Origin of the sequence: Pontibacter sp. BAB1700, from assembly GCF_000277005.1 — a bacterium.
Classification (GTDB): Bacteria; Bacteroidota; Bacteroidia; order Cytophagales; family Hymenobacteraceae; genus Pontibacter; species Pontibacter lucknowensis.
In genome coordinates this window covers 44,672-60,411 of the sequence record NZ_AKIS01000006.1, presented here as the reverse complement: position 1 = coordinate 60,411, position 15,740 = coordinate 44,672, and the positions used below count along the sequence as shown (strand labels likewise).

Sequence of the window (15,740 nt, the reverse complement as noted above, 5' to 3'; positions counted from 1 at the left end):
AGCCTCCAGCACCATGCGGTCGCGCTCTTTACAGCCGGCTATGCTCATACCCAGCTTCCCGAGTTTGTCAGTTGCCAGCACATCCACTCCTGACTGAAAAAACACAAAGCCGGGCTCCTGCTCGTCCAGCAACCGCGGCAGGTGCTCTCCTAATAATTTCAAATAGGTTTTATCATCAGTTCCCTCTGCCAGCGGTACATCCAGGTCCGATTGTTCTTTGTGGAAGGGATAGTTATGCCCACCGTGCATGCTGAAGGTAAACACTCGTGGCTCGTTCCTGAAAATCTGTGCCGTGCCGTTGCCTGGTGCACGTCCAGATCCACCACCAGCACTTTCTTTATCCCCTTATATTTAAGCAGGTGATTGGCCGCTATGGCTATGTCGTTGAGCAGACAGAAGCCCTCGCCCCTGTCTGTGAAGGCATGGTGCGTGCCGCCGGCTATGTTCATGCCGATGCCAAACTCCAGCGCAAACAGCGATGCCTGCAGCGTACCATTCATGATCACGACCTCCCGCTGCACCAGTTGCTCAGACAATGGAAAACCCGTCTTTCGAATCTCCGACGGACTTAGCTCCAGGTCGCGCAGGCGCTGCCAATAGGTGGCGTCGTGGGTGTCAAGAATGTATTGTTCCTGTAGCGGTTCGGGGGCGAAGAGATTGTCTTTCGTAATAGTGCCTTCGTAGAGCAGCTGCTCGGGCAGCAAATCGTACTTGGCCATCGGAAAGCGGTGGCCTTCGGGGAGGGAGTGTGCGAATATTTCGGACCAGGCAATTTTTAGCATAGTGCAAAATTAACATTTATACACCGCCACTGGTTTATCCACCGCTTCATTTTCTTTCCCCAATGCACCCTTTTGTCTGCCGACCAGAACCCGTTACAGAGCTACTTTTACAGCACCTGCACAAGTCGTTTACACCTGATTTTCAGTGCAATTATCCTCTCACAACATTATGTAAAACACCCTATGCACACAGGTGCATAAATTCATGAAACCCTATATAATTGCCCACAAATGCGCATTCAGGATGTGGATAAATGTGGATAACTATGTTGATTACGGTGAATTATCCACCATTTACTGTTAACTCCCTGTTAATTTCAGGTAAATTTCATCACCTCGAACACCTGTCTGACAGACGCTACAGGCACGGCTTCACACGGAGCAGTCCAAAAAGAGAGTGCTCCCGACTAAATATTATCAGTGCAAAAGCTATACCTAATAATCTGTGCGCAAGGACAATGCAACCTTTGTAACTTATGTAACGATATATAGCAATTCACATATAAAAGTCACACTTTAGCATAGGCTATCGTAAACTTTAATAGAAACCAACCAGACAAAACGATGAAAAAATCTATACTACTCCTACTTGCTTTCCTGTTTTCAGTAGGTGCCTATGCTCAGACCGATTACGGACCATCGGCAGGACAGCAGAATCACAACCTGTTCAGCGGTACCGGAACCAACTCCGGCTTTGGTATAAAAGGCGGTGTGAACTTCGCCACCCTCCGCGGCAGCGACAAAGACGTGCTAGGCAACTTCAGCGGCCTTACAACTTTCCATGCCGGTGTCTATACCAGTTTTCGCTTGGCAACACCTTTTCTATACAGCCTGAGGCGCTGTACTCCCGAAAGGGCATTGAGCGAAACGACTCCACCTTCCGCTTCGATTACCTGGAGGTACCCATTCTGGCGGTATTCAATATCACTGAAAATGATGAGCATACATTTTGGTCCGCAGGTAGGCATCCTGATGTCTGCCAAGGAAGAGGACACGGAAGTAAGCATAGAGCCGCTGAATACCTTTGCCTATGGCGTAGCAGCCGGCGCCGAGGCCCGACTGAGCATTTTCAGACTGGGAGCCCGCTATAACCTGGGGCTGGAGGACCTGCGCAAAGAAAACAACCAGGGGCAGAAGATAAATCAGGATATAAAGCACGGCGTGTTCCAGGTATACCTGGGCTTTGGCTTTTAAGGGATTACTCACCTCTGATCTCCTCGACACAGGGACCTGGCAGCAGGTCCCTGTTTGTTTTTAAGCACAGGTATACAGCCTGCTGTTTTCAGCCCTTTGTCTTTGTATGTCGTATTTTATAATGCAGAAAACCACCCCTGTGCCAGGAGGCACAGCGCTTACACTTATGAACACGCACAGACTACAACCGCTCTATACCCTACTTTGGGCCTTCCTGGCATTTGCTGGCATGGCCTGCGACACTACCGTAAAAACCGATGAAGCAGAAGTGGGCGCTGCCGTTCGGGCTCTCAGCCCCGGCATGCCCGACCAGATATTTGAGCTGGACACAGCCAAAAGCACCGTTACCTGGATAGGCGCTAAAGTGACAGGACGCCACAATGGCCTCATCCCAATCAGAGAAGGCACGATCACACTGCACGATGGCAAGCCCCATGGCGGCAAGGCAGTCTCGATATGACCAATGTGCGCTCGGATGACAAGTCAATTGACGAGGCAGGAAACAAAAAACTGACAAAGCACCTGCGCTCCGAGGACTTTTTTGACGTGCAACAGCATCCCATTGCCTCCTTTGTGATCACCTCTATCGTACCTTATGACAGCACGGAGCGCCAGGACGCCCCTGCCCTTCCCGACAACACAAAACAGCTGCGCATCAAAAACCCGAATCACAAAGTGACAGGGAACCTTACTATTACAGGCATCACCAAGAGCATCAGCTTTCCTGCCCTTATTGAGTTGGAAGACTCTTTGCTGCGCGCCAAAGCTAATTTCAACATTGACCGCACCCACTGGAAACTCACCTACGGCTCAGACCAGTCGCTCGGGAACAGGACTATTTACCCATCCGTCAATATTGGACTTGACATAGTGGCTCGCAGGCAATAAACTAGCTAACAAACACTTACACCCATAGTTGCGTTACAGCAATTGTACTGTTCCGACATTTATTACCGCTCAGCTATGCTAAACTCACCCGTAATACGTTCCTACACAAACCATTTGTGAACATATTATGAGAAAATACCTTTGCCTGTTGCCTCTTTTGCTACTCTGTCTCACGGCCAACGCCCAGGGCAGCGCCATAGCGGCATTTAACTTGAAACAGGCAGAGACGCTGAAATTCGGCATGTTGGCACTGGGTGTCTGGGCACTTATCAACATACTGATCAGCAGTATCAAACTAACCAAGTCTTCGCGCAACAAGCGTTACTTTTTCCAGATGAACATCTACTGGAACATCGTCAACATGATCATTGCAGGCGGATCACTCTATTTTATACTCTCAGTTGACTCTAGTGTCCGATCACTATCTGAAACGGTTGCTTTCCACTACTGGACGCTCAAGCTGCTATACCTGAGCATTGGCCTGGACTTTGCGTTTCTGATGCTGGCAGCTTACCTGAAAGAACGATCGCTGAGTTCGCCAAAAGCAGAGCAGTACCTGGGCTATGGGCAGTCTATCACTCTGCAGGGGCTGTTTTTACTGGTGCTCGATATCACGCTGGCTGTACTGCTGGAAGGCCGGGCTGAGCTGTTACTGTCTCTTATCCAAAACTAAAGTTATAAATCTAAAAAAAGCCGCTGCGCTATACCCAAACAGGTATGGCGCAGCGGTTTTTTGTTATCCCCCGGTGCTTGCTTAACGCGGCTCGTGGCGACCCTCTGCAAACTCCTCAATGATCTTTTTATTGAAGGCAGGTATATCGTCCGGGTTGCGGCTGGTGACCAGGCCATTGTCCACTACCACTTCCTGATCCACCCACTCAGCTCCTGCGTTCTTCAGGTCAGTCTTTAGCGTATGGTAGCTGGTCATTTTCTTGCCCTGCAACTTGCCGGTTTCGATCAGGGTCCACGGGCCGTGGCAGATGGCAGCTACCGGCTTGCCGCTTTCCATGAACTTACTCACAAAGTTTACCACCTTGTCGTTGGCCCGCAGCTTATCGGGACTCATCACACCGCCGGGCAGCAGCAGCCCGTTATAATCGTCAGCGTTCACATTATCGATGGTCTTGTCCACTTTGAATTTATCGCCCCAGTCCGTGTGGTCCCAGCCTTTCACTTCACCGTCTTTCAGGGCGATGATGTGGGTCTGGGCACCGGCTTCTTCCAGCGCTTTTTTGGGTTCGGTGAGCTCCACCTGCTCAAATCCGTCGGTTACTACTATTGCTATCTTTTTTCCTTCCAGTTTATTAGCCATTCTAAGTTCGTTTTTTTAGTTTAACATTCGTATAGTTTATTCAAAACGATTTAGAGGGCAAATTGTTAGAAGGCAGCATGCAGCAATAGCCCTGCTGTGTATTTCGTTATCATTCCATGATGAAACATCTGAAGCAATTTATGCTGGCAATGGCCTTTGGCCTGCTGACAAGTACGGCAGCACTGGCACAGGAAGTCACGACCATTAAGTTTGACCAGTTGCAGGAGTTGCGCCAGTCGCCGCACGACACCCTGTATGTGGTGAACTTCTGGGCCACGTGGTGCAAGCCCTGCATCAAAGAGATGCCTTATTTCGAAGCTGCCCACGCCAAGTACAAAGACCAGCCGGTGCGTGTGATCCTGGTAAGCATGGATGCCGTGCAGGACAAAGAGAAGCGGGTGATGCCTTTTGTGCAGAAGCGCAAGCTGCAGTCGCGGCTATACCTGCTTGACGAGCCAGACGGCAACACCTGGATCGACCGCATTGAGCCGAAGTGGTCGGGCGCCATACCTGCCACCATGTTCTTCAACAACAAGCGTGGACAGTACGAGTTTATAGAGCGTGAAATCTCGGAGCAGGAGCTACAGGAACTGATCAACAAGTATAAACCATAATCTATCACTATGAAGAATAACCGAATCCCGCTTCTTTACATGGCATGCCTGCTGTTGGTGGGCGTGCTGATGGCAGCTATACCTGCCTCCAACAACTCCGGCTACCAGGTAGGCGATACGGCCCGCGACTTCAAACTGAAGAACGTGGACGGCAAAATGGTTTCGATGAGCGACTACAAAGACGCCAAGGGCTTCATTGTGACGTTCACCTGCAACACCTGCCCTTACTCTGTGGCGTACGAAGATCGCATCATTGACTTGCACAACAAGTATGCGCCAAAAGGCTATCCGGTGATTGCCATCAACCCGAACGATGTACAGGTATCGCCGAAGGACTCTTACAAGCACATGCAGGTGCGCGCAAAAGAGAAGAGCTTCCCGTTCCCATACGTGTATGACGAAACGCAGGAAATTACCAAAGCCTACGGAGCGACCCGCACGCCACACTTATATGTGGTACAGAAGCAGAAAGACGGCACTTTCAAGGTAGCCTACATTGGCACCATAGATGACAACTCTCGCGAGCCAAACAAGGTGCAGAAGAAGTACGCGGAAGCCGCTCTTGACGAACTGGTTGCCGGCAAAGCCGTGAGCCAGCCGAACACCAAAGCGATCGGCTGCACCATTAAGTGGCGCCAGGCATAGTTTCAGCTTTCCTTTCTGATATCAACAGGCAATGGCAGCTCGGTCGGTTTGATCGAGCTGTCTGCTTTTTGAGCCACAGGCAGATCAATTTCCCCTTTCAGGCCGGCAATGCGGGCCTCCACTTCATACTTGTTGTTGTAATAGCCCACCCGCATTGACTCGCGCAGGTATAGCCACAGGAACCGCAGATAGCCATGCTCCTGAAACTGCCGGATATGGCAGAGTTCGTGCGCCACCCAGCCTTTGTCACGCAGAAAAGAATCCCGCTTTACGCCGCTCAGGTGGATCGTTCGGCCCAGCACCATGGCCACATTACTGCTCTTGAGCACCAGGCGGGCGATGCGGGCAAAAGGGGAATTCTCAACAATTTTGTACTTCATTTTTGTAAGCTTATACCTGACACAACAGGTCATTTAGGTTACGTGCCCAGGCTATTATACGGGTAAACAGCTCTGAATAAAAAGTGAATAGTATGCCTTTCTCCAGTGAACATCAGCTATTTACCATATTGCCAGTCTAGAAAATTGTACTTACTTTTGCTCCCTGGTTCGCCATTTTAGGTTTGACGAACAGGTTGCAGGGTATAAAATGCAATACAAGACCTATACCACTCTACAACCATAAGGTGACAAAGTTTGCTGCTACGGCAGAGCTAAACATGCTAAACCCTATGACAAAAACAATCATACTGAGCGTACTGGCCCTGGTATCGATCGCTCTTTCTTTCTTCTACGAAGTAAAAAAGCCTGAGTCGACACCGGCTGAAACAGAAACGGCCAGCCTCATGCTATACCCGATCCAGACAGGAGAGGACATCGCGAGGGCACTACAACTACAGGTGCCGTCCCACCTGAGCGAACCCGTGGATTCGGCCTTCTACCACCGCTACTCCCGCAAACTCGGTCTCAAGCTCGACTACAGCGAAGACAAAGACCTGCTCGAGACCGTATCCAAGTGGCTGGGCACTCCTTACAGCTATGGCAGCAACTCAAAACGAGGAACCGACTGCTCCGGCTTTGTGACCCGCATCTACAGCGACGTGTACGGTATCGATCTGAGCCGCAGCTCCCGCTCCATGTTCGACGACGTGACCCGTATCTGCAAAGACAGTGTACGCACCGGTGATCTTGTCTTTTTCCGTCGCAGTCCCAGGCAGCCGATCTTTCATGTGGGCATCTACCTCAAAGACAACAAGTTTGTGCACTCCGCCACAAGCGGTGGCGTAATGATCAGCTCACTCAAGGAGCCTTATTACCGCAACTACTACTACGCTGCCGGCCGGGTTGACTAGAGCTATACCTTGTATCATAGATTTTGAGGACGGGCAGCTATACCAGCGCCCGTTTTTTCATTTGCGGTGTATAACAAAATTACTTGTAGCAGGGTATAGGAAGGTTGTTCGGAGTTGAGCAACTTGCGCCCGATTTGACAAACAGCCGAAGCAGGTGCTATACAAAATCACACATACCTTATGACAGATCAGAACACTCAGAATCAGCAACAGCAGAGCCCGGACGGGAAAACCATTTCCCAGAGCCAGCTCTTTAAGAACATACTCAAAAAGGCAGAGAAGTATCTGGAGCATCCTTCGCAGGTTATCAGACTTTTGAACGACGCCTTCAAGAAAGCCACGGCCAAGAAAAGCCTGGGAACGATTGCGGGCGAGGTATGGGAAAGCTTCCAGGTTCTCTCGCACATGATCAGATCGGCGGTGAACGGGGAGTACAAAGGCATCCCGAATACAACATTGGTAGGTGGTGTGGCCGTAATTCTGTACTTCCTGATGCCGATCGACCTGATACCTGACTTTATACCTGTGATCGGTCTTTTGGACGATGCTACCCTGCTGGCCTGGTTTATGACCAGCATCAAATCGGAGCTCGACAAATTCAAGGAGTGGGACGAGGAGCGCCAGGCCCGGCAGAAGTCGGTGCATACCATGGAGCCGCACCATGCTGACAATTCTTTCGGCACGCCAAAGTACAGCGACCGGGCTGCTGACTCAACAGAAGTGCAGCACGAAGGCCCAGCCCATCCTTCGCAGGGACACGGCTCTGAGGAACCAGGCCACCACGAGCCCATTGTGCGTGCCTCTACCACCGACAGCAGCCGCGTAGCTAAAAACCCGCACGACGACATTCCGGAAGGCGGCAACATACGCTAGCCTGCCCCACAAAACGAATACATGAAAAGCTGCCTTTCAGGGCGGCTTTTTTTATGCCTTCAGTGCCTCCTTTGAGGATGTAACAGCGGATTAAATTCCTGCATAACACAGCTTAAAAAAATACATAACAGCCGCACAATATAGTACTATTCAAATACAGAAATCTGAAAAAAATTAGAAAAAACCCGCTTATCTATTAGTTTCTTCAGGAATTAATTCTCTATATTTGGACTGATGATTGTGTATTTTTAACTTTTAGCCAAGGTGTCTTCATCATTTCTACGACTTACTTCCGTTAATCTTCACATCGACGGCATCGGGAAGGTTCTGATCGAACGCAGCGACAAAGCCAAGCGTCTTAGCATCAGTGTGCGCCCTATCAAAGGGGTGCGTGTAGCCGTTCCTCCGCACATTAGCTTCGAAAAAGCCGAGCAGCTTATTTATACCAAGAGCGATTGGATAAAGGAGCACCAGGCCCGCATGAAGCAGCAGGAGGCCCGCGTGACCATGTACGATGGCAACACTGATTTCAAGACCCGCTGCCATACCCTGCGCCTGCTCACGCATGCCCAGTATACCATGCGCTGCGTGATCGAGAACGGTTACATCAACGTGTTCTACCCGGCTTACAAAGACGTGCGCGACAACGAAGTGCAGAAGTTTATCCGCAAGTCGATCGAGGAGGCCTACCGCAAAGAGGCTAAAGCGTATCTGCCGGAGCGTGTCAGGTTCTTTGCCGACAAGTTTGGCTTCGATTACCAGAATGTGTTCATCAAAAACGCCAAATCACGCTGGGGAAGCTGCTCACATACTAACAACATCAACCTCAACCTGCACCTGATGCGTCTGCCTGACTCACTTTGCGATTACGTGATCCTGCACGAGCTGGCGCATACCATCGAGAAAAATCATGGTCCGGGTTTCTGGGCATTGCTCGACAAGATATGTCCTAACTCCAAGGCACTCGACCAGAAACTGAAAGCTTACCGCATCTCTATCTATTAACCAATTATTGCCTATCGACAGAACGCTTACTACACGCATTATTTTCTGAAAACATACGCACAACGACGGCCACACAGGAACCTGATTCCACCTTCAGGGCTGTAGTTTTACCAAATAAAAAGCGGCCGGGGTTTGCACCCCGGCCGCTTCTGTTTATACTATTTATAAATTCGATCAGCTGGCTTTCTGCATCGCATGTGATGCTACAAAGTCCACAAAGTCGCCCACCGTGTTGATCGGAACTTCATCCGGAATGGTGATCTGGAAATTTTTTTCCAACTCCAGGATGATATCCACTACATCCACCGTATCAAAGCCGAAATCTTTTTCCAGACGGGCATTTGCCTGCAAACGGGCAGGTCTAATCTCCTTGGTTTTGCTAATGATGCGGATTACCTCCCGCTCAATAGTCTTGTCTGTTGTTGCAATCATATATTTATAAGGTGTATTCTCTAACTACTTTTCCATTTACAGGTACCTCCGTTTCCTCCTGAGGTATGATTTTCACGCCTCCTGCCGGCTTTCTATCTCCTTTTATCTTGGCTCTCAGCTTTTCATTGAGCAAGTACATCACCGGCACGATCAGGAGTGTGATGATAGTCGCAAATCCCAGGCCAAAGATGATCGTCCAGGCCAGCGGTCCCCAGAAGGCGGCACTATCGCCCCCCATAAAGAAGTTCGCTTTGAACTCCGTGAACAGGGTATAGAAGTTCAGGTTTATACCTAACGCCAAGGGTATCAAGCCTAGTATAGTCGCAGTCGCGGTCAGGAGCACCGGGTTCAGACGGGTCTTGCCTGCTTCCACGATTGCTTCTTTCAGGTCGCGCCCCTCTTCTATCAGCATGTCGGTGAACTCCACGATCAGGATACCGTTTTTCACCACAATACCCGCCAGAGCCACGATGCCTACACCGGTCATCACCACTGACACGTCCATCCCAAAGATGGAGAAGCCCAGCAACACGCCGATGATGCTAAAGAGCACTTCAGACAGGATGATGAACGGCTTCGAGACGGAGTTGAACTGTGTCACCAGCACCAGGAAGATGATCAGGAAGGCCGCCACCAGGGCAATCATCAGGAAGTTGGCTGTTTCCTCCTGCTCCTCCTGTTGTCCGCCCATGCTGATCTCAAATCCTTCCGGCGTTTCGAAATTCTGCAGCGAACTTCCGATGCTCTGCACCACCTCGTTGGCATTGTACCCGTCCAGCACGTTCGACTCCAGCGTTACCACTCGTTTGAGGTTTTTGCGCTTGATACCTCCGTATGAAGTACCGTACTCAATGCTCGCCAGCGACGAAAGCGGGATCTGGCGTACCTGCCCGCTGTTCATGTCGCGGTACGTGATGCGCATGTCCAGCAAGGCATCAATGTTCTCGCGATAAGGCTCTGCATAGCGTACTTGTATCGGGTACTCTTCTTCGTCCAGTTTGAACTTAGAGGCCTCGTCGCCGAAAATGGCCGTGCGCAGTTCCATACCGATTTGCCCGGTGCTGATGCCTTCGCGGTTGGCACGCTCCCGGTCGATGTTGATGATGATCTCCGGTTTACTGTCTTCCAGATCGCTGCGGAGTTCTTCTATACCACCAATCTGCTGCTGATCAATGTAAGCCTGCACTTGCTTTGACAGCGCCACCAGGCCTTCAAAGTCCTCACCAGCTATTTCAATGCTGATCGGCTTACCTACCGGCGGGCCGTTCTGCTCTTTGTCGACCGTGATGTTGGTACCCGGTATACCACGCACCGCTTCGCGTATTTCGTTCATATACTCTTGCGTACTGCGCTCGCCGGTTCGGTATTGATACTCAACAAAGGCTACGGTAACCTTTCCTAAGTGAGATTGTGCGGTCACGCTGCGGTCGTTCTGGTCGCCGGCACCGATGGCCACATTGGAAATAACCGATTCAACGTCGCTGTTTTCGGCACCAATCACCCGATAGATGCGCTTCTCCACCTCACGTGTAACCGAGTCAGTCACAAGCTGATCCGTACCGACCGGCATGCTAATATAGGTATAGACAAAGTTCGGATCTGAATCCGGGAAGAATACTACTTTAGGAGCTCTTACTGCCGTCAGAAAAAAAGAGAAAATAAGTAGTACAAACATGCTCAGGAACATCCACACTGGCCGTCTGCCCATCAGCATCCAGCGCAGCAGGCGCTCGTAGCCGCGCATGAAGCGTGGCAGCGTTGTGTTTTGGAAACCGTGGATCATGCGACGGAAGACGAAGCGGTTAAGCAGCACCAATACCACCACCAGCATGATCAGGTTGGCCGTGCCATACCAGCCGGCCATGTACCCCACGATGGCCACCAGTGTGGCACCACCTATCAGTAACCAGAAGTTGCGACGTGCACGCGGTGCGATATCAGCCTCCTGCTCGTGCTCCCTCTTCATGAAAGAAGCCGCAAACACCGGGTTGATGATAAAGGCTACCAGCAATGACGCCATCAGTGTGACGATAAGCGTGATCGGCAGGTAGAACATGAACTTACCTACAATGCCCGGCCAGAAAGCCAGTGGCAGGAAGGGCGCCACCGTAGTCAGTGTACCCGCCAGCACGGGCACAAAAACCTCACCGGCCGCCAGTTTCGCTGACTTGATAATACCCAGATTGGACTGGTGCAAAATGCGGTGCGTGTTCTCAATCACCACAATGGCATCGTCCACCACAATACCCAGTGCCAGCAGGAACGAGAAGAGCACGATCATGTTGAGCGAGAAGCCCAGCACCGGCATCAGCATAAAGGCGATGAACATGGAGATTGGCACCGACAGCCCGACGAAAATGGCGTTGGTCGTGCCCATGAAGAACATCAGGATCAGGGTCACCAGCACGAAGCCGATGATGATCGTGTTGATCAGGTCGTTCAGGGTGTGGCGCGTCATCGTAGACTGATCACCTGTGATGGTCACCTTCAGGTCAGCCGGGAGCACGGTAGCCTGCATCTCCTCCACCATTTCGTGGATGTTGTCAGATGCCTGTATAAGGTTCTCGCCGCTTCGCTTGATTACGTTGAGCGTAATTACGGGCGCATTGTCCAGACGCGCAAAACTCTCCTGCTCTTCAAACCCTTCTTTTACCTCCGCGATTTCTTTCAGCTGGATATTAGCGCCGGACAGTGACTTTACCACGATATCCCCAATCTTATTCGGGTCGGTGTACTGGCCCACCACACGCACAGAGCGCTTCATCTCGCCTACCGATATATTGCCACCCGACACGGTAACGTTTTCAGAAGAAATGGCCCGGGCAATGTCAGCGAAGGTTACCTGTGCCACCTGCATTTTGTAGAGGTCCACGTTTACCTGCACCTCCTTGTCAAGAGCACCCACCATGTCCACGCGGGTGATCTCGGGCTGCGCTTCGATGCGGTCCTGTATATCCTCAGCATACTTTTTCAGGCGGTCGAGGCTGTAGTTGCCTGATACATTGAGGTACATGATCGGGAACTCAGAAAAGTTCACCTCCTGCACATTCGGGTCCTGGTCGAGGTCGGTCGGCAGGTCAGTGCGGGACTTATCTACAGCATCCTTTACCAGCTGCTTTGCCTCCACCACATCCACGTCGGTGTTGAATTCCACCGTGATCATCGAGAAGTCCTGAATAGAATTGGACGTCACCTTCTTCACTCCCGAAATAGCCTTCAGCTGCTTTTCGATGGGGCGGGTAACCAGGTTCTCGATATCGGCCGGCGACGTGCCCGGGTATACCGTGCCCACAAACACGGTCGGAATCACGATGTCAGGGAAATTCTCTTTCTGGAGCGTGATGTACGAGAAGATACCCCACACCGAGATGATGAGGGTAATGATGTATATACTCGTCCTATTATCAATGGACCAATTGGTCGGCTTGAAATATTTCATAGTTTGCTGCTTAAAAGATTATTGCTGCGCAAGACGCTCCTGGTTGAAAACAACCGGCTGCCCTTCGTTCACACTCTGGTATCCTGCTGTAATGATGTAGTCTTGCGCTGTCAGTCCATTCAGCACTTCTACCTGCCCTGGTAGTTCACGCCCGTCTCCACCTCTTTACGGGTGGCCACATAGCGCTCGCCTTGTTTCTGGGCTACGTACACGTACTGTGATTTCTCGTCGCGCTGTACCAGGTTGACAGGTATAATGATGGCGTCTTCTTTGCGGTAGTCCTGTATGCGCACCACGGCCACCAGGTTCGGACGCAGCTCTACGTCCACGTTTTTCGGCCGTAGCTCGATCATGAAGGTGCGGCTGCTCGGGTTGATGAAGCTGCTCACCACATCCACCGTGGCGCTGATCTCCTGGTTCAGGTCCGGGAAGCGTATCAAAGCTTCGTCGCCTTTGCTGATCTTGGTCAGGTAAGCCTCTGATACCTCTGCCACAATCTTAGAGCCATTGGTGTTGACCACCCGGATGATGCCCACCCCCGGCGACACGGCCTCCCCGGCATTCGGAATTACGTTGTCTACCACACCGCTCACCGGAGCTTTCACGTTATATTGGTCACGCTGCTGCTGCAGCGTAGCCAGACTGCGCTCCAGGGCCTCTTTGTTATTCTTGGCAGTCAGAAACTGCATCTCAGTGCCAATCTTCTGGTCCCAAAGGTTTTTCTGGCGTTCGTAGGCTACGTTGGCCAGTTCCAGACGGGTACGCACCTCGGCTATGTTCTGCTCGAGCACCTGCGCATCGATGGTGGCCATGGTCTGCCCCTTCGTCACCTTGTCACCGCGCTTCACCCGAACGCTTGTCAGCACGCCCGGTACTTTGGCACTAACCAGCACGTTCTGATCGAAGTCTACACGGCCCTGCACCTCCAGGTAGTGACGGAACGTGTCCTGCTGCACCTGCGCTACGGTTACCGGCACAGTCTTTCTCTCAACTGGTCCGCCCTTGCCTTCTGTCTTTAGCTCTGCTTCCAGCTGTGCGATCTGCTCCTGCAGCTCCGTTTGCTGTTTCTTCAGTTCTGCCAGTTGCGCTTCTTTGTCGCTGCCCTGGTTACAGGCGGCCAGGCTAAGGAACAGGGCAAGCGATGAAACTCCAAATATCTTTTTCATGATAAGTCGTGTGTTAGTCTTTTTTCAAGTGTTTTATTTTATAAGCAGGGTGCCAGTGGCTTTGTCCAGGTTCACTTTAGCGATCAGGGCATCGTACATGGCGGCGTAGTAATTGGTCTGTGCCTGGCGCAAGTCTGTTTCGGCGGTGACTACCTCTAAGTTAGAGCCAACGCCCTCCTGAAACTTGATCTTGGCCACGCGGGCAATCTCCTCAGCCAGTTCCAGGTTCTCGCGCTGCGATGCCAGCACGTCCAATGAATTGGTCAGGTCGGTAGAGGCTTGTTCCAGCTCCAGGTCTATGCCTTGCTCCAGACTCTCAAACCCTAGTTTGGCGTTCTCAAGCGTCAGACGGGACTGCTGCACCTGGTAGTGCTTGCGCAGGCCGTCAAAGATCGGCACCTGCAGGCCCAGGCCCACGTAGGCGAAATCGAACCAGTTACGGCTGCGGGTGATCTCGCTGAAGTCATTGTTGGCGGCCACGTAACCGTAGCGGCCGTTCAGGTATAGCTTGGGCAGATAGCCAGAACGAATGTTGCGCAGGTTTAGCATGGCGAGGTCCCGCTGCGTCTCCAGGACAGAGTACTCGATGCGATTGCTATAATTGAAACCGTTTCGATTGGTCTTGGCCATATCAACCTGCACTTCGCTCAGACTGTCTGTCAAAATCAGCTGCTCTTTCTGGGGCATTCCCATCTGGAACTTGAGCAGGTCCTCTCCTAAAGTAAGCAAGCGCTCTGTCTTCTGTTTTTCTACGTTCAGGTTGTTGTAGGTCACACGAAGGCGGTCCACGTCCAGCTTTTCAGCTACGCCCTGCTCAAACATCACTTGCGTCTGCTTCAGGAGCGTGTCCAGGCGGTAGAGGTTCTGGTTGAGAAGCTCCATGCGCTCCCGGCTCACCAGCACACTGTAATAGGCCTTGGTCACCTGTTCCACTACATCAATCTCGTTCTGCTCCGTGGTTTTGCGCGACAGTTCGGTATAAGTCTTGGCGGCTTTCAAACCGATCAGGTATGAGCCATCGAAGAGCAACTGGCTGGCCGTGACGGTAGCATTGCCAGTATACTGGGGCGTGAACACCACTGGCACGAAGGTGCCTGGCTCCGGCGAATTAGGGTTATCCGGATCCTGAAAAAACTCTGCCGGCAGGAAGCTCTTTTGCTGTATCACGTTTTTGCCCAAGTCAGCGGCGGCATTGATCTGCGGTAGCCCCATGGCCCGGATCTCTCCTACTTTGGCTTTGTCGATGTCCTGCTGGTTGCGGGCCATTTTCAGGCTCGCGCGGTTCTGCAGGGCATAATCGATACTCTGTTGCAGACTGAAAGCCTGCGGCGATGCCTGCGCCAGCACCTTGACCGGGCTTAGCAAGACGAATAGTGCCAGTAACAGGCTAATGTTTTTTTTCATAATCGGAGAGTTGTAGTCAGTTATTCTTCTTCTGTGATTTGCTTGTAGTCATTGATCATCTTGTGCCCCTTGAGCGTGGCGATACCGAGCATGAAGTACTCGAGGCTGGCCGTTTGCACATGCAGCAGCTCAAATTGGAAGCGGGGGAAAAGGGTTTCGTCAAAAGGCACCTCGATCTGGGCGAGTCGCAGGCGGGCGATTACCTCCACGTCCAGGTCCTGACGGAACAAGCCTTCAGAAATGCCGCGCCTGAGGTTATCTTTAATCCGGTGAAGGAAGTCATGGTTCTTATACTCCTGCCACTTTTGCCAGGCGTTGGCGTGGTACTTCTGCAGGTCGAAGAAGATGCCGGGGTGAATGCTGGCGAAGACTTGACGGGTGGTCTTCATGATCGAAAAAAGTTCTTCGATGGCATTGGGCGCCTCCTGCCTGCATCGCTCACAGTCCGCATCCACCGAACTCAGGTATGAGTTGATAGCCCAGTACACAATCTCGTCTTTGTTGCTGAACCACTTGTAAATGGTTTTTTTGGACATAGAAAGGTGCTGCGCAATGTCATCCATAGAGGACCCCTTGATGCCGCGGCGACAGAAAAGCTTAAATGCCTCTGTTGCAATCTTATCTTTAACCGATAGCTGTACTGTCGTTTCCATTTTCATAATTCCGAGGCAAAACTACGGAAACGTTTTTTATCC

The 15,740-nt window shown here is 51.4% G+C and carries 16 protein-coding genes and 1 pseudogene; 9 read left to right on the top strand and 8 right to left on the bottom strand.

The window, feature by feature from the left end:
- Positions 1-782: pseudogene (locus tag O71_RS00965) on the bottom strand (histone deacetylase); the annotation flags it as partial.
- Between the two features lie 564 nt (positions 783-1,346).
- Here O71_RS00965 and O71_RS00960 point away from each other — a divergent pair.
- The 4 genes from O71_RS00960 (at position 1,347) to O71_RS00945 (ending at position 3,537) form a co-directional block, all read left to right on the top strand.
- Entirely contained in the window at positions 1,347-1,976 is a 630-nt protein-coding gene (locus tag O71_RS00960; protein WP_007652327.1) for a hypothetical protein, read from the top strand.
- 166 nt (positions 1,977-2,142) lie between these two features.
- Entirely contained in the window at positions 2,143-2,436 is a 294-nt protein-coding gene (locus O71_RS00955; protein WP_155800412.1) for a hypothetical protein, read from the top strand.
- Positions 2,433-2,864: a YceI family protein gene (locus tag O71_RS00950; RefSeq protein ID WP_051017665.1), complete on the top strand. Its 432-nt coding sequence runs from the start codon at positions 2,433-2,435 to the stop codon at positions 2,862-2,864. Before O71_RS00955 ends, O71_RS00950 begins: the two co-directional genes overlap by 4 nt.
- Before the next feature lie 127 nt (positions 2,865-2,991).
- Positions 2,992-3,537, top strand: coding sequence for a hypothetical protein (locus O71_RS00945; RefSeq protein ID WP_234986284.1), 546 nt, complete (start codon positions 2,992-2,994; stop codon positions 3,535-3,537).
- An 81-nt stretch (positions 3,538-3,618) separates the two neighbouring features.
- On the opposite strand, the gene O71_RS00940 is transcribed toward O71_RS00945, so the two are convergent.
- Positions 3,619-4,176 carry a type 1 glutamine amidotransferase domain-containing protein gene (locus tag O71_RS00940; RefSeq protein WP_007652325.1) on the bottom strand — a complete coding sequence of 186 codons (558 nt, stop codon included), beginning with the start codon at positions 4,174-4,176 and terminating at the stop codon, positions 3,619-3,621.
- A gap of 116 nt (positions 4,177-4,292) precedes the next feature.
- Between O71_RS00940 and O71_RS00935 the strand changes: the two genes are divergently transcribed.
- Positions 4,293-4,790 carry a TlpA disulfide reductase family protein gene (locus tag O71_RS00935; protein WP_234986285.1) on the top strand — a complete coding sequence of 166 codons (498 nt, stop codon included), beginning with the start codon at positions 4,293-4,295 and terminating at the stop codon, positions 4,788-4,790.
- Positions 4,791-4,799: 9 nt separating this feature from the next.
- Positions 4,800-5,435 (top strand): thioredoxin family protein, encoded by a 636-nt coding sequence (locus tag O71_RS00930; protein ID WP_007652320.1) that lies wholly within the window; start codon positions 4,800-4,802, stop codon positions 5,433-5,435.
- A gap of 2 nt (positions 5,436-5,437) precedes the next feature.
- Here O71_RS00930 and O71_RS00925 read toward each other — a convergent pair whose 3' ends face one another.
- Positions 5,438-5,815, bottom strand: coding sequence for a hypothetical protein (locus O71_RS00925; RefSeq protein WP_007652319.1), 378 nt, complete (start codon positions 5,813-5,815; stop codon positions 5,438-5,440).
- Positions 5,816-6,105: 290 nt separating this feature from the next.
- Between O71_RS00925 and O71_RS00920 the strand changes: the two genes are divergently transcribed.
- From O71_RS00920 to O71_RS00910, 3 genes are all read left to right on the top strand, one after another.
- Entirely contained in the window at positions 6,106-6,726 is a 621-nt protein-coding gene (locus tag O71_RS00920) for a C40 family peptidase (protein WP_051017666.1), read from the top strand.
- Between the two features lie 180 nt (positions 6,727-6,906).
- Positions 6,907-7,599: a YkvA family protein gene (locus O71_RS00915; RefSeq protein ID WP_007652317.1), complete on the top strand. Its 693-nt coding sequence runs from the start codon at positions 6,907-6,909 to the stop codon at positions 7,597-7,599.
- Positions 7,600-7,863: 264 nt separating this feature from the next.
- Entirely contained in the window at positions 7,864-8,604 is a 741-nt protein-coding gene (locus tag O71_RS00910) for a M48 family metallopeptidase (protein WP_007652316.1), read from the top strand.
- 174 nt (positions 8,605-8,778) lie between these two features.
- Here the strand turns inward: O71_RS00910 and O71_RS00905 are convergent, their stop codons facing one another.
- From O71_RS00905 to O71_RS00885, 5 genes are all read right to left on the bottom strand, one after another.
- Positions 8,779-9,036, bottom strand: a complete 258-nt coding sequence (locus O71_RS00905) for an acyl carrier protein (RefSeq protein ID WP_007652315.1) — start codon at positions 9,034-9,036, stop codon at positions 8,779-8,781.
- A gap of 4 nt (positions 9,037-9,040) precedes the next feature.
- The gene (locus O71_RS00900; RefSeq protein WP_007652314.1) at positions 9,041-12,475 is read right to left on the bottom strand and encodes an efflux RND transporter permease subunit; all 3,435 of its coding nucleotides are present in this window, start codon (positions 12,473-12,475) and stop codon (positions 9,041-9,043) included.
- A gap of 128 nt (positions 12,476-12,603) precedes the next feature.
- Positions 12,604-13,641 carry an efflux RND transporter periplasmic adaptor subunit gene (locus O71_RS00895; protein ID WP_007652313.1) on the bottom strand — a complete coding sequence of 346 codons (1,038 nt, stop codon included), beginning with the start codon at positions 13,639-13,641 and terminating at the stop codon, positions 12,604-12,606.
- Positions 13,642-13,674: 33 nt separating this feature from the next.
- Positions 13,675-15,045 carry a TolC family protein gene (locus O71_RS00890; protein WP_007652312.1) on the bottom strand — a complete coding sequence of 457 codons (1,371 nt, stop codon included), beginning with the start codon at positions 15,043-15,045 and terminating at the stop codon, positions 13,675-13,677.
- A 20-nt stretch (positions 15,046-15,065) separates the two neighbouring features.
- The gene (locus O71_RS00885) at positions 15,066-15,704 is read right to left on the bottom strand and encodes a TetR/AcrR family transcriptional regulator (protein ID WP_007652311.1); all 639 of its coding nucleotides are present in this window, start codon (positions 15,702-15,704) and stop codon (positions 15,066-15,068) included.
- Positions 15,705-15,740 lie beyond the last annotated feature (36 nt).

Excerpts from the sequence above, each read along its gene's own strand:
- O71_RS00905 (WP_007652315.1), bottom strand. The coding sequence starts at position 9,036 with ATGATTGCAACAACAGACAAGACTATTGAGCGGGAGGTAATCCGCATC.
- O71_RS00895 (WP_007652313.1), bottom strand. The coding sequence starts at position 13,641 with ATGAAAAAGATATTTGGAGTTTCATCGCTTGCCCTGTTCCTTAGCCTG.
- O71_RS00925 (WP_007652319.1), bottom strand. The coding sequence starts at position 5,815 with ATGAAGTACAAAATTGTTGAGAATTCCCCTTTTGCCCGCATCGCCCGC.
- O71_RS00900 (WP_007652314.1), bottom strand. The coding sequence starts at position 12,475 with ATGAAATATTTCAAGCCGACCAATTGGTCCATTGATAATAGGACGAGT.
- O71_RS00930 (WP_007652320.1), top strand. The coding sequence starts at position 4,800 with ATGAAGAATAACCGAATCCCGCTTCTTTACATGGCATGCCTGCTGTTG.
- O71_RS00890 (WP_007652312.1), bottom strand. The coding sequence starts at position 15,045 with ATGAAAAAAAACATTAGCCTGTTACTGGCACTATTCGTCTTGCTAAGC.
- O71_RS00940 (WP_007652325.1), bottom strand. The coding sequence starts at position 4,176 with ATGGCTAATAAACTGGAAGGAAAAAAGATAGCAATAGTAGTAACCGAC.
- O71_RS00960 (WP_007652327.1), top strand. The coding sequence starts at position 1,347 with ATGAAAAAATCTATACTACTCCTACTTGCTTTCCTGTTTTCAGTAGGT.
- O71_RS00935 (WP_234986285.1), top strand. The coding sequence starts at position 4,293 with ATGATGAAACATCTGAAGCAATTTATGCTGGCAATGGCCTTTGGCCTG.
- O71_RS00950 (WP_051017665.1), top strand. The coding sequence starts at position 2,433 with ATGACCAATGTGCGCTCGGATGACAAGTCAATTGACGAGGCAGGAAAC.
- O71_RS00920 (WP_051017666.1), top strand. The coding sequence starts at position 6,106 with ATGACAAAAACAATCATACTGAGCGTACTGGCCCTGGTATCGATCGCT.
- O71_RS00945 (WP_234986284.1), top strand. The coding sequence starts at position 2,992 with ATGAGAAAATACCTTTGCCTGTTGCCTCTTTTGCTACTCTGTCTCACG.
- O71_RS00885 (WP_007652311.1), bottom strand. The coding sequence starts at position 15,704 with ATGAAAATGGAAACGACAGTACAGCTATCGGTTAAAGATAAGATTGCA.
- O71_RS00955 (WP_155800412.1), top strand. The coding sequence starts at position 2,143 with ATGAACACGCACAGACTACAACCGCTCTATACCCTACTTTGGGCCTTC.
- O71_RS00915 (WP_007652317.1), top strand. The coding sequence starts at position 6,907 with ATGACAGATCAGAACACTCAGAATCAGCAACAGCAGAGCCCGGACGGG.